This window comes from Bradyrhizobium macuxiense (assembly GCF_001542415.1).
Taxonomy (GTDB): domain Bacteria; phylum Pseudomonadota; class Alphaproteobacteria; order Rhizobiales; family Xanthobacteraceae; genus Bradyrhizobium; species Bradyrhizobium macuxiense.
In genome coordinates this window covers 37,681-62,595 of the sequence record NZ_LNCU01000120.1, presented here as the reverse complement: position 1 = coordinate 62,595, position 24,915 = coordinate 37,681, and the positions used below count along the sequence as shown (strand labels likewise).

The following is a 24,915-nucleotide window of genomic DNA, read 5'->3' as shown; positions in this document are numbered from 1 at the left end:
GCCTAACCAATCCCCAAGATTTGAACCGACGCGAGTTTTCGAGAAGGCAAGCCATGACCGATCCGAACCGGACCAATGACAATACCGAGAATCCGGACCCGACGGGTGAGCCTGTGGTCTCCAAGCCTTACATCATGCCCGACGATCCCGAGGTCGGATCGGCCGAGGCGCTGACCAAGGAACTGGCGGAGGCGCGTGACAGAACGCTGCGCACGCTGGCCGAGATGGAGAATCTCCGTCAGCGCACCCGCCGCGAGGTGGCCGACGCGAAGACCTACGGGATCACCGGCTTTGCCCGCGACGTGCTCGATATCGCCGATAATCTGCAGCGCGCGCTCGATGCTGTGCCGGCCGAGGCCAAGGAAGCCGCCGATCCCGGCCTGAAGGCGCTGATCGAAGGCGTCGAGTTGACCGAGCGCTCGCTGCTCAACGCGCTGGAAAAGAACGGCGTGAAGAAGTTCGATCCGATCGGCGAGAAGTTCGATCCGAACTTCCAGCAGGCGATGTTCGAGGTGCCCGATCCGTCGGTGCCGTCCGGCACCGTGGTCCAGGTCGTGCAGGCCGGTTACATGATCGGCGAGCGCATCCTGCGTCCGGCCCTGGTCGGCGTCTCCAAGGGCGGCGCCAAGGCCACCCCGGTTGCCGATTTCACGGCCTGATCGTCCAGTCTGCTTGCGGGTTGCGCGGCATCATGCCGGGGGTTTCTCATGGGCCTTCGGCCAATATGTGCCGAAGCTCCAGAGATTTCCTTCCGGATCGCGGCAGGCGAAATCGCGGCTGCCATAGTCGGTGTCGTGCAGGTCCATTTCGATCTTCGCGCCGGCGGCCTTGGCCTTTGCGTGCAGGGCATCGGGATCGTTGACGGCGACATAGATCGAGTCGGTGCGGCGACCGGTGTCGTCGCCGACCAGCTTGCCGTACGCGTCGTCGCGGCTCTGGCCGAGCATCAGCAAGGACGAGCCGAAAGCGAGCTCGGCGTGCTGGACTGCGCCATCCGTGCGGTAGACGACATATTCGGTGAAGCCGAACACGGCCTTCAGCCAGCTGATCATCGCCTCTGCATCCCGGCAGCGCATCGTCGGGAAGATGCGCGGTGGCTCGATGTCGCTCATGGTCGTATGCCTCCGTCACTGTTGGACTGATGGCGCCAGTATGCGCAGCGCAATGCGCCGATGGCTTGAAGGTTTGTTACCAGTCGGCCGTCAGATTGCCGGAACGCGCCAAGCGGTTGTCGGTCAGCGCCAGCCGGCGGGCCCAGGCCGTCGGTGGCTCCCCGGCGAACTCGACAAATTCGCGGGCGAGATGCGCCTGGTCGGCATAGCCGCTCTCCGTCGCGATCCCCGCCCAGCCGCCGGCCGCTCCGCCCTGTGCGAGCCGGCAAGCTTCACGAAAGCGCATCATGCGTGCCACCGATTTGGGGGCGAGTCCCACTTCGGATCGAAACCGGTCGACGAGGTGTTTGCGGCTCCAGCCGATGTCCGCGGCAAGTGTCGCGATTCTGGCGGCGCCGGCCGATCGCGCCAGCCCGCGATAGGCGAACACGATCTCCGGCGATGGCACGTAGCCCACGCGACGAAGCACGAAGTCCTCGATCAGATCGAAGCGCCGGTGCCAGTTCGCGGCGCCTCCGAGCTGTTCGCGCAGCCGCCGCCCCTCGCGGCCGAGCACGTCGTCGATATCGACCATGCGGCCGGCGAGCTCCGCGACGGCGCCGCCGAAGAAGCGGTAGGCGCCAAGTGGCGTGAAATCGACCTGCACGCACTCCGCCCGCCCGTCGGACTTGATGTAGACGGGGCCCGCATGCAGGCCGGCGGCGAAGCTGAGCTGGCGGTCGGATGCGCCAGGCTCACGCGCGAGCGCAATCAGGAAGGGCGTGCCGAAACTGACGATCAGCGGAGCGATGAGCGGGGCGGTCTGGCGCTGCGAAAACCAGCCCGCCGCCGTCTCGCGATAGCCGGTCATTCCGACGATCAGGCCCGCCATGCGCGATGACGGCGAGCGCTGGGCGAAGTCGAATGCGACAGGCGCCGCGATCCCGGCCATACTGCCCCCGCGCGAAAAGCCTTACGCGATATCGGACGACTTGATGCGCTTGACGCCGGCCTTGTCCATGTCGGCCCACGCCTTGGCGAGCGATCCCTGCGTGTCGATGCCGCGGCAGGCGTCTTCCACCACATAGGTCTCGAAGCCGGCCTTGCGGGCATCGAGCGCAGTCCAGGCCACGCAGAAATCGGTGGCGAGCCCGGCGACGAACAGCCGCGTGACGTTGCGCGCCTTCAGATAGGCGGCAAGTCCGGTCGTGGTCTTGCCGTCGGCCTCGGTGAAGGCCGAGTAGCTGTCGACGTCCTGGTGGAAGCCCTTGCGGATGATCAGCTCGGCCTGCGGGATCGCAAGATCCTTCGACAGCGCGGCACCGTCGGTGCCCTGCACGCAATGGTCGGGCCACAGCACCTGCTTGCCGTAGGCGAGGTCGATCGTCTCGAACGGCTTCTTGCCGGAATGCGCTGAGGCGAAGGAGACGTGTCCGGGCGTGTGCCAGTCCTGAGTCATCACCACATTGGCAAAGCTTTTGGCGATCTTGTTGATGACCGGCACGACCTGCTCGCCGTCTTTCACCGCGAGGCTGCCGCCGGGCAGGAAGCAGTTCTGGACGTCGATCACCAGAAGAGCCGAGGCGTCGTCAGGCTTGATTGCTGCTGCCCAAAGCCGGCTCGGAACCAGGCCTGCCACAGCCGCCGCGCCGAGACCTGCAACAACCCCTCGTCGATCCAACATCGTGCCTCTCCCCGCTTTGCGTGAAACCGCGCGAGGAGGCTAGTTCCGTCTGCGTATCGGCGAAAGTCCGTTTTTTGGCGCGCCTTGCGAAACGGCCGATCAGCCGCGCGGCTCGATGCCGTCGCGCACCGCGCGGAAGCGCGGGAACGCCGTCTCCCAATCGGTGCGCGGCGAGCTGCCGATGATGCGGACCGACGACTGCGAGCCGAAGCGCAGCCACTGCACGATGGTCACCGGCGTGTTGTCCTTGCCGCTGGTCGCGTCGATCCGGGTCTCGTAACCCGGCTGGCCGTCGATCCGGATCGGCTCGGACATGGTGATGCGTCCGTCGCGCACGCCGGGAATCGTGGTGGCGACCTGCTGGGCTAAACGGCCGCGATCGTCGGGGGAGGCTGCGGTCGAGGTGATGACGCCGAGGATCATGAAGGGCTTGGCCTCGAAGCCGGTCCTCTCGTCGCCATCGGCCAGGATCAGCGCCGCGCCGGGTGCCAGCATGCGGACGGTCTTGAAATCGGCAAGCTGGGTGACTTTGAACGGCATCATGCCGAGCTGCTCGTCGACCGGCACCTCGTTGCGGATCACGGCGGTGGCGAACATCTGCCGCACCGCGTCATCGGTGTAGATCTTGGCGGCGTTCTCGGGCACCTGCACCGCGACATAGCCGGAGAAGGTCGAGCCCGGCAGGATCATCGAATAGCGCCGGACATTGGTCGCGCCGTCCCGCGCGCTCTCGATCGTGTAGTAGCCGAGCCCGGCCGGGGTCTCGAGGCTTTCCGGCTTGATGCCGCCGCTGCCGGCGGGATTGGCCTTGAAGGCGCTGACGACCTCGCCATAGGCATCGGCGGGCAGATCCGCGATCAGCACCCTCACGCTCTGGTCTTCGGTCTCGAAACCGATGAACGTCTTCGCGCGCGAGAGGCCGACCAGCGGCTTCATCCCGACATGCGCGCCTGGCGGAAACACCACGTCGGCAGCGTAGGCAGAACACGTGGCGGCAATCAGCAAGGCGACCGCAGCGAGAACTCGAAAAGGCATCATGGAGGATCTACCGGTTTGCTCGGCGGCCGCTCGACGGGCCGATGCAGGGCTGGGTGGGCCGCACTCAGTCGGCCCGCTTTTAGCGGTTTTGATGACCCTGCAACAGGGCCGCCGTGTCTTCGTTCCGGCCTTGGCGCCCCGATTCCCGGGGCGTTTCCCCTGGTAGGGCGGTACTTTCCGGTGTTTCCCGGCATTTCTCCGGGGGGAGGCTCGTGCGACCGGCACAGTCGCCAGCGGCCAAATAGCGCGCCTCTTTGCGCGCGGGGCGCGGGACCGTTGTGAGCGTTCACTCAACAATCCGGGTCGATGGCGCGGCGGCTGATCGCTGTCGGAAGCGTCGCGAACATTGCCGATTTGTTAACATGTTTGAGGGTGGACCCATGCGATCCCGGAGCTGACACAATCTTTCAAACGTCAGTCTTTTCAGGCCTCAACGTTGCGTCCAGTCCTTGCGGGCAGGACCCTCTCTCCTATATCAGGCTCACCGTCGCAATATCGCGAGTATGTGAACGTCTGGGGGTTCGGTACGGAGCGCCGTCAGGGCCCAACCAACCTGCCGTAGCAAAGAGGATATGAAAACCATGGGTAAGGTCATTGGGATCGACCTCGGCACCACGAATTCGTGCGTCGCCGTAATGGATGGCAAAAATGCCAAGGTGATCGAGAACGCGGAAGGCATGCGGACGACGCCGTCGATCGTTGCCTTCACTGATGATGGTGAGCGGCTTGTCGGCCAGCCGGCGAAGCGCCAGGCGGTGACCAACCCCGAGCGCACCTTCTTTGCGGTGAAGCGCCTCATCGGCCGCCGCTACGACGACCCGATGGTCGAGAAGGACAAGAAGCTCGTTCCCTACAAGATCGTCAAGGCATCGAACGGCGACGCCTGGCTCGAAGCCGACGGCAAAACCTATTCGCCCTCGCAGGTTTCGGCCTTCATCCTGCAGAAGATGAAGGAGACCGCTGAGGCGCATCTCGGCCAGAAGGTCGATCAGGCCGTCATCACGGTTCCTGCTTATTTCAATGACGCGCAGCGTCAAGCCACCAAGGACGCCGGCAAGATCGCCGGCCTCGAAGTGCTGCGCATCATCAACGAGCCGACCGCGGCGGCGCTCGCCTACGGTCTCGACAAGACCAAGACCGGCACCATTGCGGTGTACGACCTCGGCGGCGGCACGTTCGATATTTCGATCCTCGAGATCGGCGACGGCGTGTTCGAGGTGAAGTCGACCAACGGCGACACCTTCCTCGGCGGCGAAGACTTCGACATGCGCCTGGTCGGCTATCTCGCTGACGAGTTCCAGAAGGAGCAGGGCATCAACCTGCGCAACGACAAGCTCGCGTTGCAGCGTCTGAAGGAAGCTGCGGAGAAGGCCAAGATCGAGCTGTCGTCGACGACGCAGACCGAGATCAACCTGCCCTTCATCACGGCCGACCAGACCGGTCCGAAGCATCTGACGATGAAGCTGACCCGCGCCAAGTTCGAGGCGCTGGTGGATGATCTCGTGCAGAAGACCATCGAGCCGTGCCGCAAGGCGCTGAAGGATGCCGGCCTCACCGCCGGCGAGATCGGTGAAGTGGTGCTGGTCGGCGGCATGACCCGCATGCCGAAGGTCCAGGAAGTCGTGAAGCAGCTGTTCGGCAAGGAGCCGCACAAGGGCGTCAACCCGGATGAGGTCGTCGCGATCGGCGCTGCGATCCAGGCCGGCGTGCTGCAGGGCGATGTCAAGGACGTGCTGCTGCTCGACGTGACCCCGCTGTCGCTGGGCATCGAGACGCTGGGCGGCGTGTTCACCCGCATCATCGACCGCAACACCACGATCCCGACCAAGAAGAGCCAGGTGTTCTCGACGGCCGAAGACAATCAGGGCGCCGTCACCATCCGGGTCTTCCAGGGTGAGCGTGAGATGGCGGCCGACAACAAGATGCTCGGCCAGTTCGACCTGATGGGCATTCCGCCGGCTCCGCGCGGCATGCCGCAGATCGAGGTGACCTTCGACATCGACGCCAACGGCATCGTCAACGTCTCGGCCAAGGACAAGGCGACCGGCAAGGAACAGCAGATCCGGATCCAGGCATCCGGCGGTCTGTCCGAGGCCGACATCGACAAGATGGTCAAGGACGCCGAGGCCAATGCGGCCGAGGACAAGAAGCGCCGCGAGGCGGTCGACGCCAAGAACCACGCCGACGGTCTCGTCCACTCGACCGAGAAGGCTTTGGCCGAGCACGGCTCGAAGATCGCCGACACCGAGCGCCGCGCGATCGAGGATGCCGTCAGCGACCTGAAGGAAGCGCTGAAGGGCGACGACGCCGAGGCGATCAAGGCCAAGACCAACACGCTCGCCCAGGCTTCGATGAAGCTCGGCGAGGCCATGTACAAGCAGCAGGCCGAGGCCGATGCGGCCAAGGACGCTGCGAAGGATGACGTTGTCGACGCGGAGTTCACCGAGGTCGACGACGACAAGAACAACAAGAAATCTGCTTAAACGCGGGTTGGATCATGGCCCTCACACCAAAGAGCACGCGTCGCGTCTCGATGGAGTGGGGGTCATTTTTCTTTAAGGCGATCGCTACATCTTGCAGACGGGCGCAATCCTCTGCGATCGCGACGAACTTCGGACGGAATTGAAGGATGTCCACCAAGCGCTGCTATTACGAGACCCTCGAGGTCGATCGGAACGCGGATGAGACCAAGCTCAAGGCAGCTTTCCGCAAGCTCGCGATGAAATGGCATCCGGACAGGAATCCGGGCGACGCCAGCAGCGAGGTCCGGTTCAAGGAAATCAACGAAGCCTATGAGGTGCTCAAGGACGGCGACAAGCGCGCCGCCTATGACCGCTTCGGCCATGCCGCCTTCGAGCAGGGCATGGGCGGCGGCGGAGCTGGCCCCGGCTTCGGCGCGGGCTTTGCCTCCTCCTTCTCCGACATCTTCGAAGACCTGTTCGGCATGGCCGGCCAGCGCCGCAGCGGCGGCCGCGAGCGCGGCGCCGACCTGCGCTACAACATGGAGATCACGCTCGAGGAAGCCTTCCAGGGCAAGACCGCGCAGATCGAGATCCCGGTTTCGGTCACCTGCGAAGCCTGCTCGGGCACCGGCGCCAAGGCCGGCACCAAGCCGAAGACCTGCTCGACCTGCGGCGGCGCCGGCCGCGTCAGGCAGGCGCAGGGCTTCTTTACGCTGGAGCGCACCTGCCCGGGCTGTCAGGGCCGTGGCCAGATGATCGAGGACGCTTGCGCCTCCTGCGCCGGCTCCGGCCGGGTGACGCGCGAGCGGACGCTGTCGGTCAACATTCCCCAGGGCGTCGAGGACGGCACGCGCATTCGTCTCGCCGGCGAAGGCGAGGCCGGCATCCGCGGCGGCCCGCCTGGAGACCTCTACATTTTCCTGTCGCTCACCTCGCACCAGTTCTTCCAGCGCGACGGCGCCGACCTGCACTGCCGCGTGCCGATTTCGATGGTAACCGCCGCGCTCGGTGGCGAGTTCGAGGTGCCGACCATCGACAAGAACAAGACCAAGGTGAAAGTACCGGCGGGCACCCAATCTGGGCGGCGATTCCGCATCGCATCAAAGGGTATGCCGGTGCTGCGGTCGCGCCAGACCGGCGATATGTACGTCCAGGTCGTAGTCGAAACGCCGCAGAATCTGACCAAGAAACAGCAAGAATTGCTGGCGGAGTTCGAAAAGCTGTCGTCCGGTGCAACCCAGCCGGAGGCGGCGGGTTTCTTCTCTAAGGTCAAGGACTTCTTCGGAAATCGCTCGGCTCAGCAGTAGTCGTCGTGCTTGACCGTAACGGTTCTGACCTATACGTCTTTGTGACTGTTTTCTGACACCGCTCGATTGTGCGGTCCCGCCTGGTAGCGACATGCCCTTGCAATCGTCCGCGCGTGCGTTGAAGAAGCCCCTCCGTCTCGACGACGAGGTCCGTTTTCTCCGTTCATGGATTGAGAAGCCGCTGCATATGGGCGCGGTGATGCCGTCAGGACGGCTGCTCGCCCGCACCATGGCGCAATATGTCGATGCGGATGCCGAAGGGCCGGTCGTCGAGCTTGGACCCGGCACCGGTGCGATCACCAACGCGCTGATCGAGCACGGCGTCGATCAAAAGCGGCTCGTGCTGGTCGAATACAATCCGGGCTTCTGTGCGCTGCTGCGCGAACGCTATCCGCAAGCCAAGGTCGTCCAGGGTGACGCCTACGCGCTCCGCGATGCGCTCTGGGAGGTCCTGAAATCTCCCGCCTCGGCCGTGGTCTCCGGCCTGCCGCTCGTCACCAAGCCGATGCTGACGCGCCTGAAGCTGATCCGCGATGCCTTCGTGGCGCTCGCGCCCGGCGCTCCCTTCATTCAGTTCACCTATTCGGTCGTGCCCCCGATTCCGAAATCGTTGCCGGGCGTGTCCACAGAGGCGTCCGAGCGAATCTGGATGAACCTTCCGCCCGCCCGGGTCTGGGTGTATCGCAAGGGCTGATCGCTCTGCGCCGTCGCGCGGAGCTCGCTCTGCCTGCGATTTCAAAATGTCCGCGCTGAAAATCCTCGTGATCCCCGGATCGCTTCGCACCGGCTCGCTCAACGCGAAGCTCGCGGCCGTGGCCGCGCTGGAACTGGTGCAGCAGGGCGCCGACGTCACCCGGATCTCGCTCGCCGACTTTCCGCTGCCGATCTATGACGGTGACCTCCAGGCCAAATCGGGCGTGCCGCAGAATGCGGTCAACCTCAAGCGGATGATCGGCGCCCACCACGGCGTGCTCGTGGTGACGCCGGAGTATAATTCCTCGGTGCCGGCGCTGGTGAAGAACACGATCGACTGGGTCAGCCGCGTGCAGGATCCGCACGAGGCGCGCGGCCAGGTGTTCCGCGATCGCGTCTTTGCGATATCAGCGGCCTCGGGCAACCGGCTCGGCGGCACGCGCGCGCTGGCGGCGCTGCGGTTGATCCTCTCGGCATGCCACGCGACGGTGATCCCGAACCAGCTCGCGCTGTCATTCGCCGAGCAGGCCTATGACGATATGAACCGTCTGAGGCATCCCGCCGACATCGAGGCGATGCGAGCGTTGGTGCGGCAGTTGATCGACCATTCCCAACGCATGATGTGAGGTGACATGCAGCCAGCCAAGATCGCTCCGAGAGACCGGTTGATTGTCGCGCTCGATCTACCGTCCGTTGCCGCGGCGGAAGCGATGATCGAAAAGCTCGGCGACAGCGTCACCTTCTACAAGATCGGCTATCAGCTCGCCTATGCCGGCGGCTTGCCGCTGGCGAAGCAGCTTGCGAGCCGCGGCAAGAAGGTCTTCGTCGATCTCAAGCTGCACGACATCGGCAACACGGTCGCGCGCGGTGTCGAAAGCATCGCGAGCCTCGGCGCGACCTTCCTCACCGTGCATGCCTACCCGCAGACCATGAAGGCGGCAGTCGAGGCGCGCGCCGGGTCGGGCCTGAAGATCCTCGCGGTCACCGTGCTGACCTCCTATGACGACAGCGACCTTCATGCAGCGGGCTATCGCCTGAACGTCTCCGATCTCGTCGAGGCGCGCGCCAGGCAGGCGCAGGCGCTCGGCGTCGATGGCCTCGTGAGCTCGCCCGAAGAGGCGGCGGCCTTGCGCGGGATCGTCGGTCACCAGATGCACCTGGTGACGCCGGGCATTCGCCCCGCGGGGTCTGCCACCGGCGACCAGAAACGCATCATGACACCGGCTCGTGCGATTGCCGCCGGCGCCGACTATCTGGTGGTGGGGCGCCCGGTCATGGAGGCTGCCGATCCCGGGGCCGCCGCCGAAGCCATTCAAACCGAAATCGCGCAGGCGCTGGCCTGAACAAAAGGGAGAAGAAAACATGGCGAAGGGATACTGGATCGGACGCGTCGACGTTCACAATGACGAAGGCTACAAGCCCTACGCGGTGGCCAACCTCGATATCTTCAAGAAGTTCGGCGGCCGCTATGTCGTGCGCGGCGGTCAGTTCAATGGTGTCGAGGGCCAGAGCCGCTCGCGCAATGTCGTGATCGAATTCCCCGACTATGCGACCGCGATGGCCTGCTACAATTCGCCGGAATACCAGGCCAACATCAAGGTTCGGCAGCCCCATTCGATCGCCGATCTCATCATCATCGAGGGTTACGACGGTCCGCAGCCCTGATCCCGGGCTGGCCGATCGGGTTACGGGAACAGCCTGCGCTGGCCTCCGTTTGAGCATGATCCTCGTGCAAACGCGTTCCGCATTTGTCGCGCCCGAAAACCGGTTTCCACTTTTCCGGATCATGCTTTATACGGCCCTGAGAGGTGAGCCATGGCTGACATGCGTTTGATTGTTGCGGGAGCCGGCGGCCGGATGGGCCGCACGCTGACGCGCATAATTTCCGAAACCCCGGGAGCGGTCCTGGTGGGCGCACTCGAAGCACCGGGTTCTGAGCTCCTGGGCAAAGACGCTGGAGTGCTCGCCGGTCTGCCCGCCAACGGCGTCGTGCTGTCGGCCGATCTGTGGTCGATGTCGGCCAATGCCGACGGCATCCTGGATTTCACCGTGCCGGCCGCAACCATCGCCAATGTCGCGATCGCAGCCGAGCGCGGCATAGTTCACGTCATCGGCACCACCGGTCTGTCACCATCGGATGATGCCGTGATCAGGAGCGTGACCAATCGCGCGATCGTGGTGAAGTCGGGCAATATGAGCCTCGGCGTCAATCTCCTCGCCGCGCTGGTCAAGCGCGTCGCGCAATCGCTCGACCAGAGCTTCGACATCGAAATTCTCGAGCTGCACCACAAGTCCAAGATCGACGCGCCGTCAGGCACGGCATTGATGCTCGGCGAAGCTGCGGCCGCCGGACGCAAGATCGTGCTGGAGCAGCATTCGGCGCGTGGCCGCGACGGCCTGACCGGCGCACGGCGCGCCGGTGACATCGGCTTTGCCTCTTTGCGCGGCGGCACCGCGGCCGGCGATCACAGCGTGATCTTTGCCGGTCCCTCGGAGCGCCTGACGCTGTCGCATCACGCCGAGGATCGCGCGCTGTTCGCGCAAGGTGCGCTGAAGGCGGCGCTGTGGGCTCATGGCAAGAAGCCCGGCATGTACTCGATGGCTGACGTGCTCGGCCTGAGCGAATAAATCCTGAAGCTGAAACGGAATCCTGGAAATGAGCGATCGTCTTCTTGTGCTCGTACGGCATGGCCAGAGCGAATGGAACCTGAAGAATCTCTTCACCGGATGGAAGGATCCTGATCTCACTGAGCAAGGCATCAACGAGGCCAAGGAAGCCGGCCGCAAGCTGAAGGCGCAGGGCTTGTCGTTCGACGTCGCCTTCACCTCCGACCTCACGCGCGCCCAGCACACGCTGAAGCTGATGCTTGCCGAGATCGGCCAGACCGGGCTGCCGACGACCAGGAATCTCGCGCTCAACGAACGCGACTATGGCGATCTCTCCGGCCTCAACAAGGACGACGCCCGCAAGAAATGGGGTGAGGACCAGGTGCTGATCTGGCGCCGCTCCTACGACGTGCCGCCGCCCGGCGGCGAAAGCCTGAAGGATACGCTTGCGCGTACACTGCCCTATTATGTGCAGGAGATCCTGCCCGGCGTGCTGCACGGCCAGCGCACGCTGATCGCCGCGCACGGCAATTCGCTGCGCGCGCTGATCATGGTGCTGGAGAAGCTGACGCCCGAGCAGATCCTGAAGCGCGAGCTCGCTACCGGTGCGCCCGTGGTCTACCGGCTCAATGCGGATTCGACTGTCGCGTCGAAGGTCGATCTGGCCGCTTGAAGACCGCTCAGCCCGCCATCCTCTCAGGACCGCACCTTTGCGCGCGTCTCGAAGGCTTCACGGCCGGATCATGCCTTAGTGGCCCAATCCCTACTGTGCATGGGGTTGTTTTCGAAGTTTTTGTCCAAAGCATGATCCGGAAAAGTGCGGCGCGGTATTCCCTCGCGACAGACGCGGAACGCGTTTGCGCGGAGATCATGCTCAAATAAGAAGCTAAAGCGCGATGACGATTAAACGTGATCTCATCGCGCTTCAGTTAGTGCAATCCCACCTGGCCGGCTTCCCAGCCGAGCATCGCCTGCTTGCGGGTGACGCCCCAGTGATAGCCGGTCAGCGCGCCGCTCTTGCCGAGTGCGCGATGGCACGGAACCACGAATGACACCGGGTTGCGGCCGACCGCGGCGCCGACGGCGCGCGAGGCCTTCGGGTTCATGATCTTGTTGGCGATGTCCGAATAGCTGACCGCGCAGCCCATCGGGATCTTCAGCAGCGTCTCCCAGACCCGCACCTCGAAATCGGTGCCGATCAGGACCACGCGCAGCGGCTGGTCCGACCGCCACAGCCGCGTATCGAAGATGCGCTGGGCGAGCGCGGTGGTGCCGTCGGTATCCTCGACATAGGTCGCGTTCGGCCAGCGCCGTTTCATGTCGGCGAAGGCGGTCTGCTCGTCACCGGGATCGGCGAAGGCGAGACCCGCCAGCCCGCGGCCCGTCGCGATCACGATCGCGGTGCCGAATGGCGAGGGATGGAAGCCGTAGCGCAGCGTCATGCCGGCGCCGCCGTTCTTCCACTCGCCGGGCGACATCGCCTCGTGAGTCACGAACAGGTCGTGCAGCCGTCCCGGGCCGGAAAGGCCGGAGTCGAGCGCCGCATCGAGGATGCTGGCGGAGTCGCGCAGCAGGCCCTTGGCGTGGTCCAGCGTCAGCGCCTGCATGAAGGCTTTCGGGGTCAGCCCCGCCCAGCGGCGGAACAGATGGTGGAGTTCATCCGGCGTGACACCGGCGGAGTCGGCCATCGCCTCGATGGTCGGCTGCGCACGCCAGTGCTCCGAGATGAAGGCGATCGCGCGCCGCACCGAGTCGTAGTCGCGCAGCGCTGCGTTCTGGGGGCCCGGCTTGGCCAGGCGCTGGTCGTGTATGGCGAGTGTCATCATGCTGTCTGACTTAGGAGCCATGGCGCGTCCAAACCACCCGATTTCTGACAAGCATGATCCGGAAAAGTGGAAACCGATTTTCCGCAAAGATCATGCTCAAAAAAACGCCAAATCAATGAATGGGATTGTAGGTCGGGCCGCGTTTCGCGGCATTCAGTGCCGCTATCAAGGCTTTGGAAAAGCTGGCCTTTTCGTCCGGACCGAGGAAGCTCCCGACGCTGATCCGGCGGCCTCTGGAGACCAGGTAAATCCGCTCGATCCCGAACTCCTCGTGCGACTTCTGCTCGAACTGCACCCAGAGCGGATTGAGCACCCATTCCACCACATGGCCGCGATGGCTGACCCGGCGCACCCGCAATTCCGACGGCGTGACGGTGATCTCCTCGCTCGCCTTGGCGGTGCGGAAATTGGCCTTGAACGCCCAATAGACCACCAGCACGTCAAGGCCGAAGAATCCGAAGATCGGCCAGGCGCCCATCCACCAGAACACCGCGCCGGCGATGAAGCTGATCGCGGTGACCGCTGTCATCAGCACCACGAAACCGGTCCGGTTGAGTGAGCGATGCGGCGTCAGCAACGCCGAGAACAGCGTCGGCTCCAGCTCGGGGCCGATCGTCTCAAGCTCGTCCTTGGGATCAAAGTCGTTGCCTGCAGTCATGACGTATCAGTATATCCCGGTCATGGCCAAAATCATCCGCTCTCAACGCGCCAAGACGCCAAGCGTTCGGTCCGCGCCGAAGAAGAAGCCCGCGAAAACGGCAAAGCCGCTGCCCAAACGCGCGGCGAAGAAGACGGCGAAACCGAAGCCATGGACGGCGGCGGAAGTCTACGAGGCCTTCAGCCGGTTCCGCAAAGCCAATCCCGAGCCCAAGGGTGAACTCGAACATCTCAACCCCTATACGCTGCTGGTCGCGGTCGTGCTGTCGGCGCAGGCGACCGATGCCGGCGTCAACAAGGCGACGCGCGCGTTGTTTGCTGTCGCCGACACGCCGGAGAAGATCCTCGCGCTCGGCGAGGAAAAGGTGCGCGACTACATCAAGACCGTCGGGCTCTATCGCAACAAGGCGAAGAACGTCATCGCGCTGTCCGAGAAGCTGATCGCCGAATTCGGTGGTGAGGTGCCGCGCACCCGTGCCGAGATCGAGTCGCTGCCCGGCGCCGGCCGCAAGACCGCGAATGTCGTGCTCAACATGGCTTTCGGCGAGCACACGATGGCGGTCGATACCCATGTGTTTCGCGTTGGAAACCGCACGGGGCTTGCGCCGGGCAAGACGCCGCTCGAGGTCGAGCTGGGGCTGGAGAAGGTGATCCCGCCGGAGTTCATGCTGCACGCTCATCACTGGCTGATCCTGCATGGCCGTTACACCTGCCTCGCGCGCTCGCCACGTTGCGAGGTATGCCTGATCAATGATCTTTGCGGGTGGCCGGAAAAGACCGTGTGAGGCATGATCGACATCACTTGCTTGTAGTTTCCTTCGGCCTTCCAGGGTGTGGTGAGAGGGGTGTCGTGACCGACCAAGTTCAATCCAGTCCGCCGCCCGCCGCTCCGGTTGCGCCGCTCGCACCGAGGTGGCCGACACCAGCGGGCTCTTTAACCTGATGCGTAGTTAGGCCGTGGGCACGTTGCTGCGTCGGGCCGGTTCGATCAGCTCCGGGCGCGAACCGGACAGGCGCTTGTGCATGTGGACCATGAAGGCCATGCCGAACAGCGGCGTCGCCAGATTGACGACCGGGATCGAGACGAAGGCCGCGATGAACAGGCCCGCGGTGAAGATGGTCGATGCATGGTCCCGGCGCATCGCCTTGGCCTCAGCCGGCGAGCGGAAGCGCATCGCGGCGAGCTCGAAATACTCCCGTCCCAACAGCCACGCGGTCGCGATGAAGAACACGATGAAGCCGACGCCTGCGAACAGCACGAAGGGCAGCGCGACGAGGTAGACCAGTATGGTCAGCAGCGCCGTCTTGCTGCCTTCGGTGATCGCAAGCGTGAACGGCAACGCCGCGCCCGGCTGCTCGGCCGGATAATGCTCACGCTCGACGATGTCGGCGACGTCGTCGACGAAAAGGCTCGCCGCCAGCGAGGTGATCGCGGGCATTAGGAAGATGCCGCCAAGCACGACGCCAAGCCCTGCGGCGATCGAGATGACCCAGGACAGCACGTGCAGCGTGGTATGGAAGTTCGGGCCCAGCATGCCCTCGGCCCAGACCTCGCCATAGTCGGCGAACCAGCTGAGCAGCCGCTGCAGCCCAACCGCCAGCACCGTAATGAGCACGAGCGCAAGCCCGATCGAACGCCACAGGATCGAGCGCATCGGCAGTGACAGGATCTGCGAAAGCGCCTTGACGGCGGCATCCAACATGATTGGGTTACCTCTCGGAAAGTTCTCGCGAGAGGTAGCCACCCAATATGGGTTCGGCAAGTGCCGCTTGTGTCGCGGTTAGAGCGTTTTCGAGCGAAGCCTGTCCCGGACTTGATCCGGGATGAACGCCGGTTCGCGTGGAGAAAACGCGTCCAATAGAACTCTAGGCGTCGAGCGGCTTGCCGCGGACGGTGGGTCCCCAAACGCCGATTGCGACGATCACAATGACCATCGCTGCTGTGATCAGGCCGAACACCCCGCCGACGCCGGCTTCGCGGAGCATGAAGGCCACGATGAAACCGGAGAAGGTCGCGCTGAGCCGGCTCATCGAATAGACGAGGCCGGCCGCACGGGCGCGGATCGCGGTCGGGAACACTTCGGTCTGATAGGCGTGATAGGCATAGGACAGCGTCATGTTGGCGCCGGTCACCAGCACGCCGCTTGCGATCAGCAGCGCCGGCGCGGTGAATTGCGCGAAGGCGAGGCCGAACACCGAAATCGCCGCGGCGGCGCCGCAGATGATCCATTTGCGCTCGAAGCGATCGGCGAAGGTCGCGGCAAGCAGCGGCGCGAGCGGATAGGCGAACGCGATGATGAAGGAATATTGCAGGCTCTTGGTGACGTTGATGCCCTTCTCGACCAGCAAGGCTGGAACCCAGTTGGCGAAGCCGTAGACGCCGAACGCCTGGCAGAGATTGAAGATCATGAAGAGCACGACCAGCCCGCCATAGGGTGGCCGGAACAGCTCGGCAAAGCCGGCCGGCCTGATCGGCGCGCGCGCCGGCGTCATCGCAACCCTCGCCGCCGGTCGCGCGGCAATCGTCCCGGCCGCGGCCTCGAGTGTCCGCATGATCTTGTCGGCTTCACTCGCGCGGCCGTGGCGGGCGAGCCAGAGCGGACTTTCGGGAACGTAGAGCCGCAGTACCCAGATCACCATGCTCGCGGCGGCGCCGATCAGGATGACCCAACGCCAGCCGTCGATACCGTGAGGCGATAGCGGCACCAGCCACCACGACAGCGCTGCGACGATCGGCACCGCCGACAGCATCACGGCCTGGTTGATTGCAAAGGCACGGCCGCGCATCCAGCTCGGTACCAGCTCGGTGATGTAGGCGTCGATGGTGATGACCTCGATGCCGATCCCGATGCCGGCAATGAAGCGCCAGAGCAGGAGGCCGCCGGGCGTGGTCTGGCACGCCATGATCACCGAGGCTGCGCTGTAGAACAGCAGCGAATAGGTGAAGACCGCCTTGCGTCCGAAGCGATCGGCGAGGAAGCCGAGGAAGAAGGTGCCGACGAACAGGCCCGCGAAGGTCGCGGCGACGAAGGCGCCGATGCCGGAGAAGCCGAAGAACGCCTGGGTCGTCGTGGTCATCAACCCGCTGCGGCTGAGGCCGGGGGCGATATAGCCGGTGAAGAACAGATCGTAGATTTCGAAACAGCCGCCGAGTGAGAGCAGGATCACCAGCCGCCAGACACAGGCGGAGGCGGGCAGTGCCTCGAGCCGTCGTGAGATCTCGTCGGGCTCGCTTGTCGTGCTGGCACGATCGATCACTGAGCCGACATCAACGGCGCTCATGCGGGTCCTCCCGGGTGGTCCAATGGCCGCCTTTCTTCATGGAGGCGTGCTGCTTGGCGCCATGTTTGGCAGCCGGAAGGCAGAAATCCAGACGAACATATCGAAGCAATCGTTCGATATTTTCGATAGCGCTTCAGATCAGCAGCGTCGCTTCCCAGGCACCGCGCCCCACCTGCTCGGCCACCAGGGAGCGGATCAGCCGGCACATTTCCTCCATCACATAGGTCATCGGACGGTTGCGCAGGCGACAGAGATAGAGCGTGCGGGTCAGCCTTGGTTCGATCACCTCGCGTGCGACCACCGCCTTTGCCTTCAATGGCTCGCTCACGAAATGGGTCGTCGCGATCGTGCAGCCCAATCCCGCGGTGAGGGCGCCGATCATGCCACTGGTCGAGTTGAGATGCAGGATTGCATTGGCCTCCAGTCGCTTCAGCGGCACGGGATCATCCAGCAGCGCGCGCGCCGACAGCCCGTGCCGCAACAAGATCAACGGTAGCTGCGCGACTTCTTCGAAGCTGATCGGCGCCTTGCTCTTGCCGATCAGCTTCTCGGTGCCGACGCAATACATCTGCTCTTCCAGCACCGGTTCCGCGATCAGGTCCTTTTCCGACGGCGGATTGTAGACCAGTGCGAGGTCGACCTCGGAACTCATCAGGTGCAGCAGTGTCGCGCCGGAGAGGCTTTCGGTCAGCGACAGCTTCAGGTTCGGATATTTCGTCAGCACCGTTCGCATCAGCGGTACCCCGATCGCCTTCATCCCGGAATTGGCCATGCCGATCGAGATGTCGCCGGCGATCTCGCTGCCGCCTTCCTTGATCTCGCGCTCGGCCGCCGCCATCGCGCGCAGGATGATGCGGGCGTGCTCGTAGAGCCGTTCGCCGGCCGCGGTCGGTTCCATGCCGCGCGGCTTGCGTTCGAACAGGGGGGTGGCGAATTCGGCTTCGAGGTTTGCGATATGATGACTGAGCGCGGATTGCGCGACATTGGCCTGATCCGCCGCCCGCGACAGGTTGCGCTGCTCGTAAACGGCGATGAAATAGCGAAGCTGGCGCGAGTCCATGGGGTCAAGCGTTCTAGAACCACGAATACACTATTCGACAGATTATATTTTTCAGATAGCGTTCGGAAGCCTAGTTTGCCGCGGTAACGAAACGAGCACGGAGCAACCGATGACGGGGAGCGGACTGCCGCTGGAAGGCGTGAGGGTCGTCGAGATGACCCACATGGTGATGGGCCCGACCTGCGGCATGATCCTGGCGCAACTCGGCGCCGAGGTGATCAAGGTCGAGCCGCCGGCCGGCGACAAGACCCGTATCCTTGGCGGCATGGGCGTCTCGTTCTTTCCGCTGTTCAATCGCGGCAAGCGCAGCGTCGTCCTCGATTTTGCCAAGCCTGAAGATCGCGAGACCATGCACCGGCTGCTCGCGAGCGCCGACGTGTTCCTGGAGAATTTCCGTGATGGCCAACTCGAGAAGCAGGGGCTTGGCGGCGAGGAGCTGCGCAAGAAGCATCCGCATCTGATTGTCGCCGGCCACAAGGGCTTCCTGTCCGGTCCCTACGACCATCGCCCGGCGCTGGACGAAGTCGTGCAGATGATGTCGGGGCTGGCTGCGATGACCGGTACGCGGGACAAGCCGCAGCGGGTCGGCTCCTCCGCCAACGACATCATGGGCGGCATGTTCGGTGTGATCTCGATCCTCGCCGCGCTCTACCAGAAGCGCGGCGGCAAGACGGATGGCGCAGACATTCGCATCGGCCTGTTCGAGAACTGCCTGTTCCTGGTCGCCCAGCACATGGTCGAGTACGAGATGACCGGGCGCAAGCCGCGCTCGATGCCGGAGCGCGAGCATGCCTGGCCGATCTACGACATCTTCGATGCCGCCGGCGGCGATCGCATCTTCATCGGCGTCGTCACCGAAGGTCACTGGCAGAGCTTCTGCCGCGAGTTCGGTCTGAAGGAATTCGCCGCGGATCCCACGCTGCGCAGCACCACCGACCGCATCATGGCGCGCGACCGGATCATTCCGCGCGTCGCCGAGGAGATCAAACGCTGGAAGGTCGCGGACCTCTCGGCCAGGCTCGACGCGCTCAATATCTGCTTCTCTCCGATCAACCGGCCCGAGGATCTGCTGCAGGATCCGCACGTGCTGCGGCCCGGCGGGCTCGTCAACAACGTCAATGCCGACGGCAACCCGTTCCGCGTGCCCGCGCTTCCGCTCGAATGGAACGGCAGCAATATCGGCGAGGGCCTGAAAGTGCCGGTGCTCGGCGCCGATACGGATGCAGTTCGCGCCGAACTCGACCAACAAAAACTCCCGTCAACTGGAAACGCTGCGTGAGGGCTGTCATGACCCGTGTCCACGATATTTATCCCAACGACCGAGTGAGCCTGCGCGAAGTCGGCCTGCGCGACGGGCTGCAACTGGTGAGGACGTTCCCGTCGACCGCGGCGAAGCAGCGTTGGGTGCGCGATGAATATGCCGCCGGCGTCCGGCACTTCGAGGTTGGCTCGTTCCTGCCCGCCAAGACCTTTCCGCAATTCGTCGACGTCCGTGATGTCGTCGCGACCATCGCCGCGCTGCCCGGTGCCCATGGCGTCGCGCTGGCGCTGAACGAACGCGGCGTCAACGAGGCGCTGGCCTCGGGCGTGGCCGAGATCGCCTCGGTGGTGTCGGCGACCGAGGAGCACAGCCAGGCCAACGCCAACCGCTCGCGCGAATCCGCAATCGAGAACGTCAAGCGCCTCTGCGAATTGCGCGACGCCAGCGCGCACAAGCCACTCGTCAATGTCGGGATCTCGATGGCGCTGGGCTGCTCGATCGTGGGGGACGTCGATCCGAAGGAGGTGCTGCGCCTCACCGAGAAGCTCTACGAGGTCGGCGTCGACATGGTCGCGATTGCCGACACCGTCGGTTATGCCGGGCCGAAGCAGGTCGCCGAGCTAACAAAGGGCGCGGTCAGGATCGCGGGATCGAAGCCGGTCTGCGTTCACCTGCACGACACCCGCGGCATGGGCATCGCGAACGCGTCCGCCGCGCTCGATGAGGGCGCACGCGTGCTCGACGGCTCGCTCGGCGGTCTCGGCGGCTGTCCGTTCGCGCCAGGCGCGACAGGCAATGTCGTGTTCGAGGATCTTGTGTTCCTCTGCGAGAGCAAAGGATTTTCGACCGGCATCGACCTCGACCGGCTGGTCGCGGTGCGTTCGATCCTCAAGTCGGAGATGCCGAACGAACAGCTCTACGGCGGCCTCGCCCGCGCCGGCCTGCCGTGCGGAACGAAGGCCAAGGCGGCGTAGTCTTTCTTCTCCCTCGCTCCGCAAGCGGGGCGAGGTGAAGCTCAATCGTGGCGATGTTCACGCTTGCGTCCCTTCTTCCCAGACGCCGTCGGGATCATCACCACCTTGCCGTAGCGAACGCCGCGCTCGGCGATGATGTGGTCGGCGAAATGCCGCACCTCGTTGCTTGCGCCTTTCAGCGCCGTCACTTCCATGCAGCTGTCGTCGTCGAGATGAACGTGCAGCGTCGCCAGCGACAGATCATGATGGCCGTGGAAGTTCTGCACCAGCCGCTTCGACAGATCGCGGGCGGTGTGATCGTAGACATAGACCAGCGCCGCCACGCATTGCCCTGAGGGTGCCTGCTCCGCGCTTTGCTGCAGCCCGGCGCGCGCGAGGTCGCGGATGATCTCGGAGCGGTTCTGGTAGCCGCGCGCCTCGGCGGCAGCGTCGATCTCCGTGAGCAAATCATCCTCGATGGTGATGGTGATCCGTTGCATGGATTGTCCGTGTTGGCTGCTTGCTAGCGCCGCGTGCCGGGTTGGTTGGACTGATGCGGTCGTCGCATGACTGTAGCAGGTATCATGCGGGGGCATTGCACAGGACTGTATGGCGGATATTTTCCGCTGCATCGAATACTACTATCTGTCGCGTCTCCCCGGCGAACCGATCGACGGTGTCGCCGATCGCCATGTGCATCCTGCCGAGCCGCTTGCCGTGCGGTTGACGCTGGCGGCGACGTTCTGACGCCTCACGCGACTGCCGGAGCCTCGGCGGAGGTCGTCACTTCCGCAGCCGGAAGCGGTGCCTCTTCGTCAATCTCTTCAGGAACGAGCGGCGGAGACTTTCCTTCCGGAAACACACTGAATTCGCCCGCTACCTCCGGGAGCGGCTTCTGCTTGTCGGCCCAGTGCAGCGCGGTGTAGTCGAAGCCGTGCACGATGGTGGGTTTGACGATTTCGAAATACGGTGAGATGTCGAAGTCGCGCGGCATGTAGAGCGAGGAGTCGCGGATGTGCAGGATCTCGCGGCGCGCCTTGCGGCTCGCGGCACGCGTGATCTTGGGCAGGATCGGATAGCGCACCGCGTCGAAGGCCTGCGCGATCAGCGCCGAGCAGATGATCTTGGTCGGATCGCCGGAGCCGAACGCGATCATGCGCCGCCGCCAGCGTTGCGGGATCGGCAGCGGAAACAAATAGCGCGCGAGGTCGACGATGTTCTTGGTGTCGTAGCCGAAGCCGATGCGATTGATCGCGTAGCGGCACACCGTGGTGCGATCCTCGTAGGACAGCCCGACCGGCCGGCAGAGGCGGGTGTGGTAGGTGAAATATTTCGACAGCGGCGAGGAGGTGACGCCTTCGCCGACATTGGCCTCGATCAGCACATGCGGTTCGCCGTCAGGCTCGAACGCACCGTCGATCGGTCCGACATAAAGCGCCGCATGCGACCAGGTCGACTGCGTGAGGTACTTGATGATGCCGGAAATCCGGTTGTTGCCTTCGACCAGCAGAACATCGCCGGGTTGAATGATGCCGCGCAGATGATCCGGGTCGCTCGGCGTGAACGGTTCGTAGCCCGGGATCTCCTTTTGCAGGTACCCCGCGATCCATTTGCCGACGGTATCGAGCATGAAGCCCATGGAATCCCCCCGAGCGGTTCTACGACCGCTTCCGTTGACTTAATGATGCTCGCAAGCCGTTTCAATTTAGTTCATGCACGACGTGGATCAATCATGATTGATTTACCATGACGGTTGCTGCGATGCGCGAGATGCGGCACAGTTCGCGAAGCGTTCCCATTTGCCGCAAGTCCCCGGAAACCATGCCAGAAGCTATGCCATGACAATGACCCGCCGCGATTTCCTGTCGGCGTCTGCAGGTCTCGCGCTGGCGCCTGCGCTGGGTGGCCGCGTCTTCGCTGCGCCGCCGCCGCGCGAGGCCGACGTCATCGTGATCGGCGCGGGGGCCGCAGGTATCGCGGCGGCGCGGCGCATCGCTGCCGCGAACCGCAAGGTGATTGTCCTGGAGGCGGCTGGCCAGATTGGGGGGCGTTGCCAGACCGATGTGTCGAGCTTCGACGTGCCGTTCGATCGTGGCGCGCGCTGGATGCACAATCCCGAGACAAATCCGATGGTCCGGCTCGCGCGTGCGGCCGGCCTCGAGATCGTCACCGCGCCCGCAGGCCAGAAGATCCGCATCGGCCGCCGTTATGCCCGTCCTGGCGAGACGGAGGAGTTTCTGGCGACGCTGGTTCGCACCAACCGCGCCATCGATGATGCCTCGCGCAGGGCCGATATCTCTTGCGCCGCGGCGCTGCCGAAGGACCTTGGTGACTGGGCCGGCACTGCGGAATTTCTGCTCGGCGCTGGTTTCAGCGGCAAGGATCTGAAGGACGTCTCCGTCGTCGACAAGGCCCGCGCGCAGGACCGCAATTCCGCGATCGCCTGCCGGCAGGGGCTCGGCACGCTGGTCGCAAAGCTCGGCGCGCAGCTTCCGCTGGCGTTGTCGACGCCGGCGCAGCGCATCTCGTGGAGCAATCGCGACGTGGTGGTCGAGACGCCCTCGGGCAGGATCACCGCGCGTGCCGCCATCATCACGGTATCGAGCAATGTGCTGACAAGCGGCACGATCAAGTTCGCGCCCGAGATCCCGAAGCGTACGCTGGACGCCGCCGGAAAGCTCAGCCTCGGCAGCTACGATCGCATCGCGCTGCAGATTCCCGGCAATCCGCTTGGCTTGTCGCGCGATGACGTCATCATCGAGCAGAGCAACTCGACCAAGACCGCGCTGCTCTACGGCAATATCGGCGGCTCGTCGCTGTGCACGATCGATGTCGGGGGTTCGTTCGGCCGAGATTTGTCCGGGGAGGGCGAGAAGGCCATGGCGGCCTTCGCGGTGGAGTGGCTGACCAAGCTCTACGGCAGCGAGATCGGTGCCGCCGTCAAGAAGACGAGCGCCACGCGCTGGAACGCACAGCCCTTCATCCTCGGCGCGATGTCGGCAGCCGCACCCGGCGGCCAGCTCTCGCGCCGAATCCTGACCGAGCCGATTGGCTGTCTCTATCTCGCAGGTGAAGCTACGCATGAGACGCTGTGGGGCACCGTCGATGGCGCCTGGGAGAGCGGCGAGCGCGCCGCCGATGCCGCGCTGAGGCGGATCGGTGCACTGAAGGAGGCGGCGCCGGTAGCGCCGGCGCCGACCGCTAAGCACCGCCGCCGTGCACCGGCGCGCCGCGCTGCACCGCTGGATTGATGTCGCAATGGCGGAGACCGGTTGGTCAAGTCGTGCGACCGCGGGGTCTATCGCGATCTGGTGTTGAGTGCCCCGCATAACAGCTGTCGTCCCTGCGAAAGCAGGGACCCATACTCCGTGTGTTGTGAACGGGATTCGTCGTTCCAGCATCGATCAACATCGACCATTCGTGGTTATGGGTCCCTGCTTTCGCAGGGACGACACCGAACGTAGTCACCGTCCACGCAAGAACGCTTTCTCGCTTTGCGCGGATATCATGCTCAAACAAAGACATAAGATCATGATGCGATTCCATTTATTCGCATCATGATCCAGAGCGTCAGGCCTGCACGATTTCCGCGGTCCCCCTCACACCGGCAGCTTCAGCTCCATCAGGTCCTTCGCCACCACGATGCGGCCCGAATAGTGCTTCTTCACGTCTCTGGTCCAGTCGTCGTCGGTGACATCAGGATCGTCGCCGGGGACGAAGTGGCTGAGCGCGAGCACCTTCACGTTGGCGGCGGCGGCAATGCGGCCGACGTCTTCGGTCGAGGTGTGGCTGTCGAGCAGATGCTTCCGGAGCGTCGCGCCGTTCTTGGTTTTGGCCACCAGGCGATCGACCGCCGGGATGTAGAGGCATTCGTGCACCAGCACGTCGGCGCCCCTGGCGAAGTCGGCGAGCTTCGGATTGTAATTGGTGTCGCTCGAGAACACGATGACGCCGTCGGGCGTCTCGAACTTGTAGGCGAAATTGTCCGTGATCGGCGGATGCGGCGTGCGGAATGCGGTGACGGTCACATCAGGCGTCTTCAGCACCACGCCATCCTCGGTGATGTCTTTCGCGATCAGGAGCTTGCGCGGATCGGGACGGCCCTCGTCCGCGATCCGTGTCTCGACGTCGAACTTGTTCAGCTCCCAATAGTCCCTGGTCATCTCCTCGATTCCCTTCGGGCCGAACGAGTGGATCGGCGTCGTGAGACCGGCGGCCCAGGCGTTGTAGAACAGGTTGCCGTATTCGAGATTGTGATCGGAATGGTGGTGGCTGATGAAGATGTACTTCACCGAGGGGATCGGCACGCCGGCGCTCACGAGCTGGCGGCTGACGCCCATGCCGCAATCGATCACGATCGGGGTGTCGTTGACGACGACGAGGTTGGCGGGATTGGAGGCGCCGATGCCGACGCGCGGCCCGCCCTTGGTGCCGAGGAATACGATGCGCGTCCGCGGCTTCGCGCCTTGCGCGCGAACGGCTGGTGCGGCGAGCATCGCGGCGCTGCCGAGCGCCAGCTTCATTGCGTTGCGGCGGTCGATCATGAATTCCTCCCTGAATCTCATATTCGGTCGAGCGAAGCCTAGAGCACTTTCGGTTCTGATTGAATCAGAACCGAAGCTCTAGATTCTTGTTTTGACGCGTTTTCTTCACGCGAACAGGGGCCACTTCGCTCGAAACCGCTCTAGCCGCCGCGCAAAATGCCATCAAGCGCCGGCAGTCCGGCGATGACGGCGGCGGCAATCAGCGCGTAGCAGATCGTTCGGAATATGGCTTCGCTCGCCTTGCCGAACAGCGACGCGCCGAACCAGACGCCGATACCGTAGACCGGGCCGACGATCAGCGAGAATTTTACCGAGTCGATGGTGATCAGTCCGGTGAACCAGTAGCTGACCAGCGAGAAGAAGTCGGAGGCGCCGAAGAACAGCAGGATGTTGGCGCGAGAGATCACCGACGGGATCGGACGGCCGAGCCAATAGCCGACGATCGGCGGG

Annotated in this window: 26 protein-coding genes and 1 pseudogene; 14 read left to right on the top strand and 13 right to left on the bottom strand. The window is 64.1% G+C overall.

Going from position 1 to position 24,915, the window contains the following annotated elements; genetic code table 11:
- Positions 1-53 precede the first annotated feature (53 nt).
- Positions 54-659, top strand: a complete 606-nt coding sequence (gene grpE, locus AS156_RS37075; protein WP_066514882.1) for a nucleotide exchange factor GrpE — start codon at positions 54-56, stop codon at positions 657-659.
- Positions 660-689: 30 nt separating this feature from the next.
- On the opposite strand, the gene AS156_RS37070 is transcribed toward grpE, so the two are convergent.
- The 4 genes from AS156_RS37070 to AS156_RS37055 all read right to left on the bottom strand — a co-directional run bounded on the left by AS156_RS37070 (position 690) and on the right by AS156_RS37055 (position 3,813).
- Positions 690-1,112, bottom strand: coding sequence for a VOC family protein (locus tag AS156_RS37070; RefSeq protein WP_066514879.1), 423 nt, complete (start codon positions 1,110-1,112; stop codon positions 690-692).
- Positions 1,113-1,188: 76 nt separating this feature from the next.
- The gene (locus AS156_RS37065) at positions 1,189-2,043 is read right to left on the bottom strand and encodes an AraC family transcriptional regulator (protein WP_066514877.1); all 855 of its coding nucleotides are present in this window, start codon (positions 2,041-2,043) and stop codon (positions 1,189-1,191) included.
- 21 nt (positions 2,044-2,064) lie between these two features.
- On the bottom strand, positions 2,065-2,775 hold the full coding sequence (gene pncA / locus AS156_RS37060) for a bifunctional nicotinamidase/pyrazinamidase (protein WP_066514870.1): 711 nt from the start codon (positions 2,773-2,775) through the stop codon (positions 2,065-2,067).
- A gap of 99 nt (positions 2,776-2,874) precedes the next feature.
- Entirely contained in the window at positions 2,875-3,813 is a 939-nt protein-coding gene (locus tag AS156_RS37055; RefSeq protein WP_066514868.1) for a hypothetical protein, read from the bottom strand.
- A 581-nt stretch (positions 3,814-4,394) separates the two neighbouring features.
- Here AS156_RS37055 and dnaK point away from each other — a divergent pair.
- The 8 genes from dnaK to AS156_RS37015 all read left to right on the top strand — a co-directional run bounded on the left by dnaK (position 4,395) and on the right by AS156_RS37015 (position 11,555).
- Positions 4,395-6,296 carry a molecular chaperone DnaK gene (gene dnaK / locus AS156_RS37050; protein WP_066514859.1) on the top strand — a complete coding sequence of 634 codons (1,902 nt, stop codon included), beginning with the start codon at positions 4,395-4,397 and terminating at the stop codon, positions 6,294-6,296.
- 146 nt (positions 6,297-6,442) lie between these two features.
- Complete coding sequence (gene dnaJ / locus AS156_RS37045; RefSeq protein WP_066514858.1) at positions 6,443-7,582, top strand: molecular chaperone DnaJ; 1,140 nt, start codon at positions 6,443-6,445, stop codon at positions 7,580-7,582.
- Between the two features lie 91 nt (positions 7,583-7,673).
- A complete protein-coding gene (locus AS156_RS37040) occupies positions 7,674-8,276 on the top strand; it encodes a class I SAM-dependent methyltransferase (RefSeq protein WP_066514857.1) in 603 nt (200 codons plus the stop codon).
- Positions 8,277-8,322: 46 nt separating this feature from the next.
- A complete protein-coding gene (locus tag AS156_RS37035; protein ID WP_066514854.1) occupies positions 8,323-8,901 on the top strand; it encodes an NADPH-dependent FMN reductase in 579 nt (192 codons plus the stop codon).
- A 6-nt stretch (positions 8,902-8,907) separates the two neighbouring features.
- The gene (pyrF, locus tag AS156_RS37030; protein WP_066514843.1) at positions 8,908-9,618 is read left to right on the top strand and encodes an orotidine-5'-phosphate decarboxylase; all 711 of its coding nucleotides are present in this window, start codon (positions 8,908-8,910) and stop codon (positions 9,616-9,618) included.
- 19 nt (positions 9,619-9,637) lie between these two features.
- Positions 9,638-9,940 (top strand): DUF1330 domain-containing protein, encoded by a 303-nt coding sequence (locus AS156_RS37025; protein WP_066514841.1) that lies wholly within the window; start codon positions 9,638-9,640, stop codon positions 9,938-9,940.
- A 150-nt stretch (positions 9,941-10,090) separates the two neighbouring features.
- Positions 10,091-10,903, top strand: a complete 813-nt coding sequence (gene dapB / locus AS156_RS37020; protein ID WP_066514839.1) for a 4-hydroxy-tetrahydrodipicolinate reductase — start codon at positions 10,091-10,093, stop codon at positions 10,901-10,903.
- Between the two features lie 28 nt (positions 10,904-10,931).
- A complete protein-coding gene (locus AS156_RS37015; RefSeq protein WP_066514837.1) occupies positions 10,932-11,555 on the top strand; it encodes a 2,3-bisphosphoglycerate-dependent phosphoglycerate mutase in 624 nt (207 codons plus the stop codon).
- A 256-nt stretch (positions 11,556-11,811) separates the two neighbouring features.
- Here the strand turns inward: AS156_RS37015 and AS156_RS37010 are convergent, their stop codons facing one another.
- Together AS156_RS37010 and AS156_RS37005 are read right to left on the bottom strand one after the other, a co-directional pair.
- Positions 11,812-12,708 carry a methylated-DNA--[protein]-cysteine S-methyltransferase gene (locus tag AS156_RS37010; RefSeq protein ID WP_066514835.1) on the bottom strand — a complete coding sequence of 299 codons (897 nt, stop codon included), beginning with the start codon at positions 12,706-12,708 and terminating at the stop codon, positions 11,812-11,814.
- A 112-nt stretch (positions 12,709-12,820) separates the two neighbouring features.
- Positions 12,821-13,366: a DUF2244 domain-containing protein gene (locus tag AS156_RS37005; protein ID WP_066514833.1), complete on the bottom strand. Its 546-nt coding sequence runs from the start codon at positions 13,364-13,366 to the stop codon at positions 12,821-12,823.
- A gap of 22 nt (positions 13,367-13,388) precedes the next feature.
- On the opposite strand from AS156_RS37005, the gene nth reads away from it, so the two are divergent.
- Complete coding sequence (gene nth, locus AS156_RS37000) at positions 13,389-14,150, top strand: endonuclease III (protein WP_066515191.1); 762 nt, start codon at positions 13,389-13,391, stop codon at positions 14,148-14,150.
- 165 nt (positions 14,151-14,315) lie between these two features.
- Here nth and AS156_RS36995 read toward each other — a convergent pair whose 3' ends face one another.
- From AS156_RS36995 to AS156_RS36985, 3 genes are all read right to left on the bottom strand, one after another.
- A complete protein-coding gene (locus tag AS156_RS36995) occupies positions 14,316-15,068 on the bottom strand; it encodes a sulfate transporter family protein (RefSeq protein ID WP_066514831.1) in 753 nt (250 codons plus the stop codon).
- 163 nt (positions 15,069-15,231) lie between these two features.
- Positions 15,232-16,647: an MFS transporter gene (locus AS156_RS36990; RefSeq protein WP_066514828.1), complete on the bottom strand. Its 1,416-nt coding sequence runs from the start codon at positions 16,645-16,647 to the stop codon at positions 15,232-15,234.
- A gap of 133 nt (positions 16,648-16,780) precedes the next feature.
- The gene (locus tag AS156_RS36985; protein WP_066514825.1) at positions 16,781-17,707 is read right to left on the bottom strand and encodes a LysR family transcriptional regulator; all 927 of its coding nucleotides are present in this window, start codon (positions 17,705-17,707) and stop codon (positions 16,781-16,783) included.
- Between the two features lie 109 nt (positions 17,708-17,816).
- Here AS156_RS36985 and AS156_RS36980 point away from each other — a divergent pair, with 109 nt between their 5' ends.
- Both AS156_RS36980 and AS156_RS36975 read left to right on the top strand, forming a co-directional pair.
- Positions 17,817-18,986 (top strand): CaiB/BaiF CoA transferase family protein, encoded by a 1,170-nt coding sequence (locus tag AS156_RS36980; RefSeq protein WP_066514819.1) that lies wholly within the window; start codon positions 17,817-17,819, stop codon positions 18,984-18,986.
- An 8-nt stretch (positions 18,987-18,994) separates the two neighbouring features.
- Positions 18,995-19,942, top strand: coding sequence for a hydroxymethylglutaryl-CoA lyase (locus AS156_RS36975; RefSeq protein ID WP_066514817.1), 948 nt, complete (start codon positions 18,995-18,997; stop codon positions 19,940-19,942).
- 41 nt (positions 19,943-19,983) lie between these two features.
- Here AS156_RS36975 and nikR read toward each other — a convergent pair whose 3' ends face one another.
- Complete coding sequence (nikR, locus tag AS156_RS36970) at positions 19,984-20,421, bottom strand: nickel-responsive transcriptional regulator NikR (RefSeq protein ID WP_066514815.1); 438 nt, start codon at positions 20,419-20,421, stop codon at positions 19,984-19,986.
- Between the two features lie 109 nt (positions 20,422-20,530).
- On the opposite strand from nikR, the gene AS156_RS43170 reads away from it, so the two are divergent.
- Positions 20,531-20,668, top strand: coding sequence for a hypothetical protein (locus AS156_RS43170; protein ID WP_160331194.1), 138 nt, complete (start codon positions 20,531-20,533; stop codon positions 20,666-20,668).
- A gap of 4 nt (positions 20,669-20,672) precedes the next feature.
- On the opposite strand, the gene AS156_RS36965 is transcribed toward AS156_RS43170, so the two are convergent.
- Positions 20,673-21,560, bottom strand: a complete 888-nt coding sequence (locus AS156_RS36965) for a YiiX/YebB-like N1pC/P60 family cysteine hydrolase (RefSeq protein WP_066514814.1) — start codon at positions 21,558-21,560, stop codon at positions 20,673-20,675.
- A gap of 199 nt (positions 21,561-21,759) precedes the next feature.
- On the opposite strand from AS156_RS36965, the gene AS156_RS36960 reads away from it, so the two are divergent.
- A complete protein-coding gene (locus AS156_RS36960; protein WP_066514810.1) occupies positions 21,760-23,172 on the top strand; it encodes a flavin monoamine oxidase family protein in 1,413 nt (470 codons plus the stop codon).
- 348 nt (positions 23,173-23,520) lie between these two features.
- Here the strand turns inward: AS156_RS36960 and AS156_RS36955 are convergent, their stop codons facing one another.
- The gene (locus AS156_RS36955; protein WP_066514808.1) at positions 23,521-24,465 is read right to left on the bottom strand and encodes an MBL fold metallo-hydrolase; all 945 of its coding nucleotides are present in this window, start codon (positions 24,463-24,465) and stop codon (positions 23,521-23,523) included.
- Positions 24,466-24,605: 140 nt separating this feature from the next.
- Positions 24,606-24,915 (bottom strand): annotated as a pseudogene (locus AS156_RS45405) (sulfite exporter TauE/SafE family protein); the annotation flags it as partial.

Coding starts and splice junctions, on each gene's coding strand:
- pyrF (WP_066514843.1), top strand. CDS start 8,908: ATGCAGCCAGCCAAGATCGCTCCGAGAGACCGGTTGATTGTCGCGCTC.
- AS156_RS36955 (WP_066514808.1), bottom strand. CDS start 24,465: ATGATCGACCGCCGCAACGCAATGAAGCTGGCGCTCGGCAGCGCCGCG.
- AS156_RS37055 (WP_066514868.1), bottom strand. CDS start 3,813: ATGATGCCTTTTCGAGTTCTCGCTGCGGTCGCCTTGCTGATTGCCGCC.
- AS156_RS37065 (WP_066514877.1), bottom strand. CDS start 2,043: ATGGCCGGGATCGCGGCGCCTGTCGCATTCGACTTCGCCCAGCGCTCG.
- AS156_RS36960 (WP_066514810.1), top strand. CDS start 21,760: ATGACAATGACCCGCCGCGATTTCCTGTCGGCGTCTGCAGGTCTCGCG.
- AS156_RS36965 (WP_066514814.1), bottom strand. CDS start 21,560: ATGGGCTTCATGCTCGATACCGTCGGCAAATGGATCGCGGGGTACCTG.
- dapB (WP_066514839.1), top strand. CDS start 10,091: ATGGCTGACATGCGTTTGATTGTTGCGGGAGCCGGCGGCCGGATGGGC.
- AS156_RS37005 (WP_066514833.1), bottom strand. CDS start 13,366: ATGACTGCAGGCAACGACTTTGATCCCAAGGACGAGCTTGAGACGATC.
- grpE (WP_066514882.1), top strand. CDS start 54: ATGACCGATCCGAACCGGACCAATGACAATACCGAGAATCCGGACCCG.
- AS156_RS43170 (WP_160331194.1), top strand. CDS start 20,531: ATGGCGGATATTTTCCGCTGCATCGAATACTACTATCTGTCGCGTCTC.
- AS156_RS36995 (WP_066514831.1), bottom strand. CDS start 15,068: ATGTTGGATGCCGCCGTCAAGGCGCTTTCGCAGATCCTGTCACTGCCG.
- dnaK (WP_066514859.1), top strand. CDS start 4,395: ATGGGTAAGGTCATTGGGATCGACCTCGGCACCACGAATTCGTGCGTC.
- nikR (WP_066514815.1), bottom strand. CDS start 20,421: ATGCAACGGATCACCATCACCATCGAGGATGATTTGCTCACGGAGATC.
- AS156_RS37035 (WP_066514854.1), top strand. CDS start 8,323: ATGTCCGCGCTGAAAATCCTCGTGATCCCCGGATCGCTTCGCACCGGC.
- AS156_RS37015 (WP_066514837.1), top strand. CDS start 10,932: ATGAGCGATCGTCTTCTTGTGCTCGTACGGCATGGCCAGAGCGAATGG.
- AS156_RS37010 (WP_066514835.1), bottom strand. CDS start 12,708: ATGATGACACTCGCCATACACGACCAGCGCCTGGCCAAGCCGGGCCCC.
- nth (WP_066515191.1), top strand. CDS start 13,389: ATGGCCAAAATCATCCGCTCTCAACGCGCCAAGACGCCAAGCGTTCGG.
- AS156_RS36985 (WP_066514825.1), bottom strand. CDS start 17,707: ATGGACTCGCGCCAGCTTCGCTATTTCATCGCCGTTTACGAGCAGCGC.
- AS156_RS37070 (WP_066514879.1), bottom strand. CDS start 1,112: ATGAGCGACATCGAGCCACCGCGCATCTTCCCGACGATGCGCTGCCGG.
- AS156_RS36975 (WP_066514817.1), top strand. CDS start 18,995: ATGACCCGTGTCCACGATATTTATCCCAACGACCGAGTGAGCCTGCGC.
- AS156_RS36990 (WP_066514828.1), bottom strand. CDS start 16,647: ATGAGCGCCGTTGATGTCGGCTCAGTGATCGATCGTGCCAGCACGACA.
- dnaJ (WP_066514858.1), top strand. CDS start 6,443: ATGTCCACCAAGCGCTGCTATTACGAGACCCTCGAGGTCGATCGGAAC.
- AS156_RS37025 (WP_066514841.1), top strand. CDS start 9,638: ATGGCGAAGGGATACTGGATCGGACGCGTCGACGTTCACAATGACGAA.
- pncA (WP_066514870.1), bottom strand. CDS start 2,775: ATGTTGGATCGACGAGGGGTTGTTGCAGGTCTCGGCGCGGCGGCTGTG.
- AS156_RS36980 (WP_066514819.1), top strand. CDS start 17,817: ATGACGGGGAGCGGACTGCCGCTGGAAGGCGTGAGGGTCGTCGAGATG.
- AS156_RS37040 (WP_066514857.1), top strand. CDS start 7,674: ATGCCCTTGCAATCGTCCGCGCGTGCGTTGAAGAAGCCCCTCCGTCTC.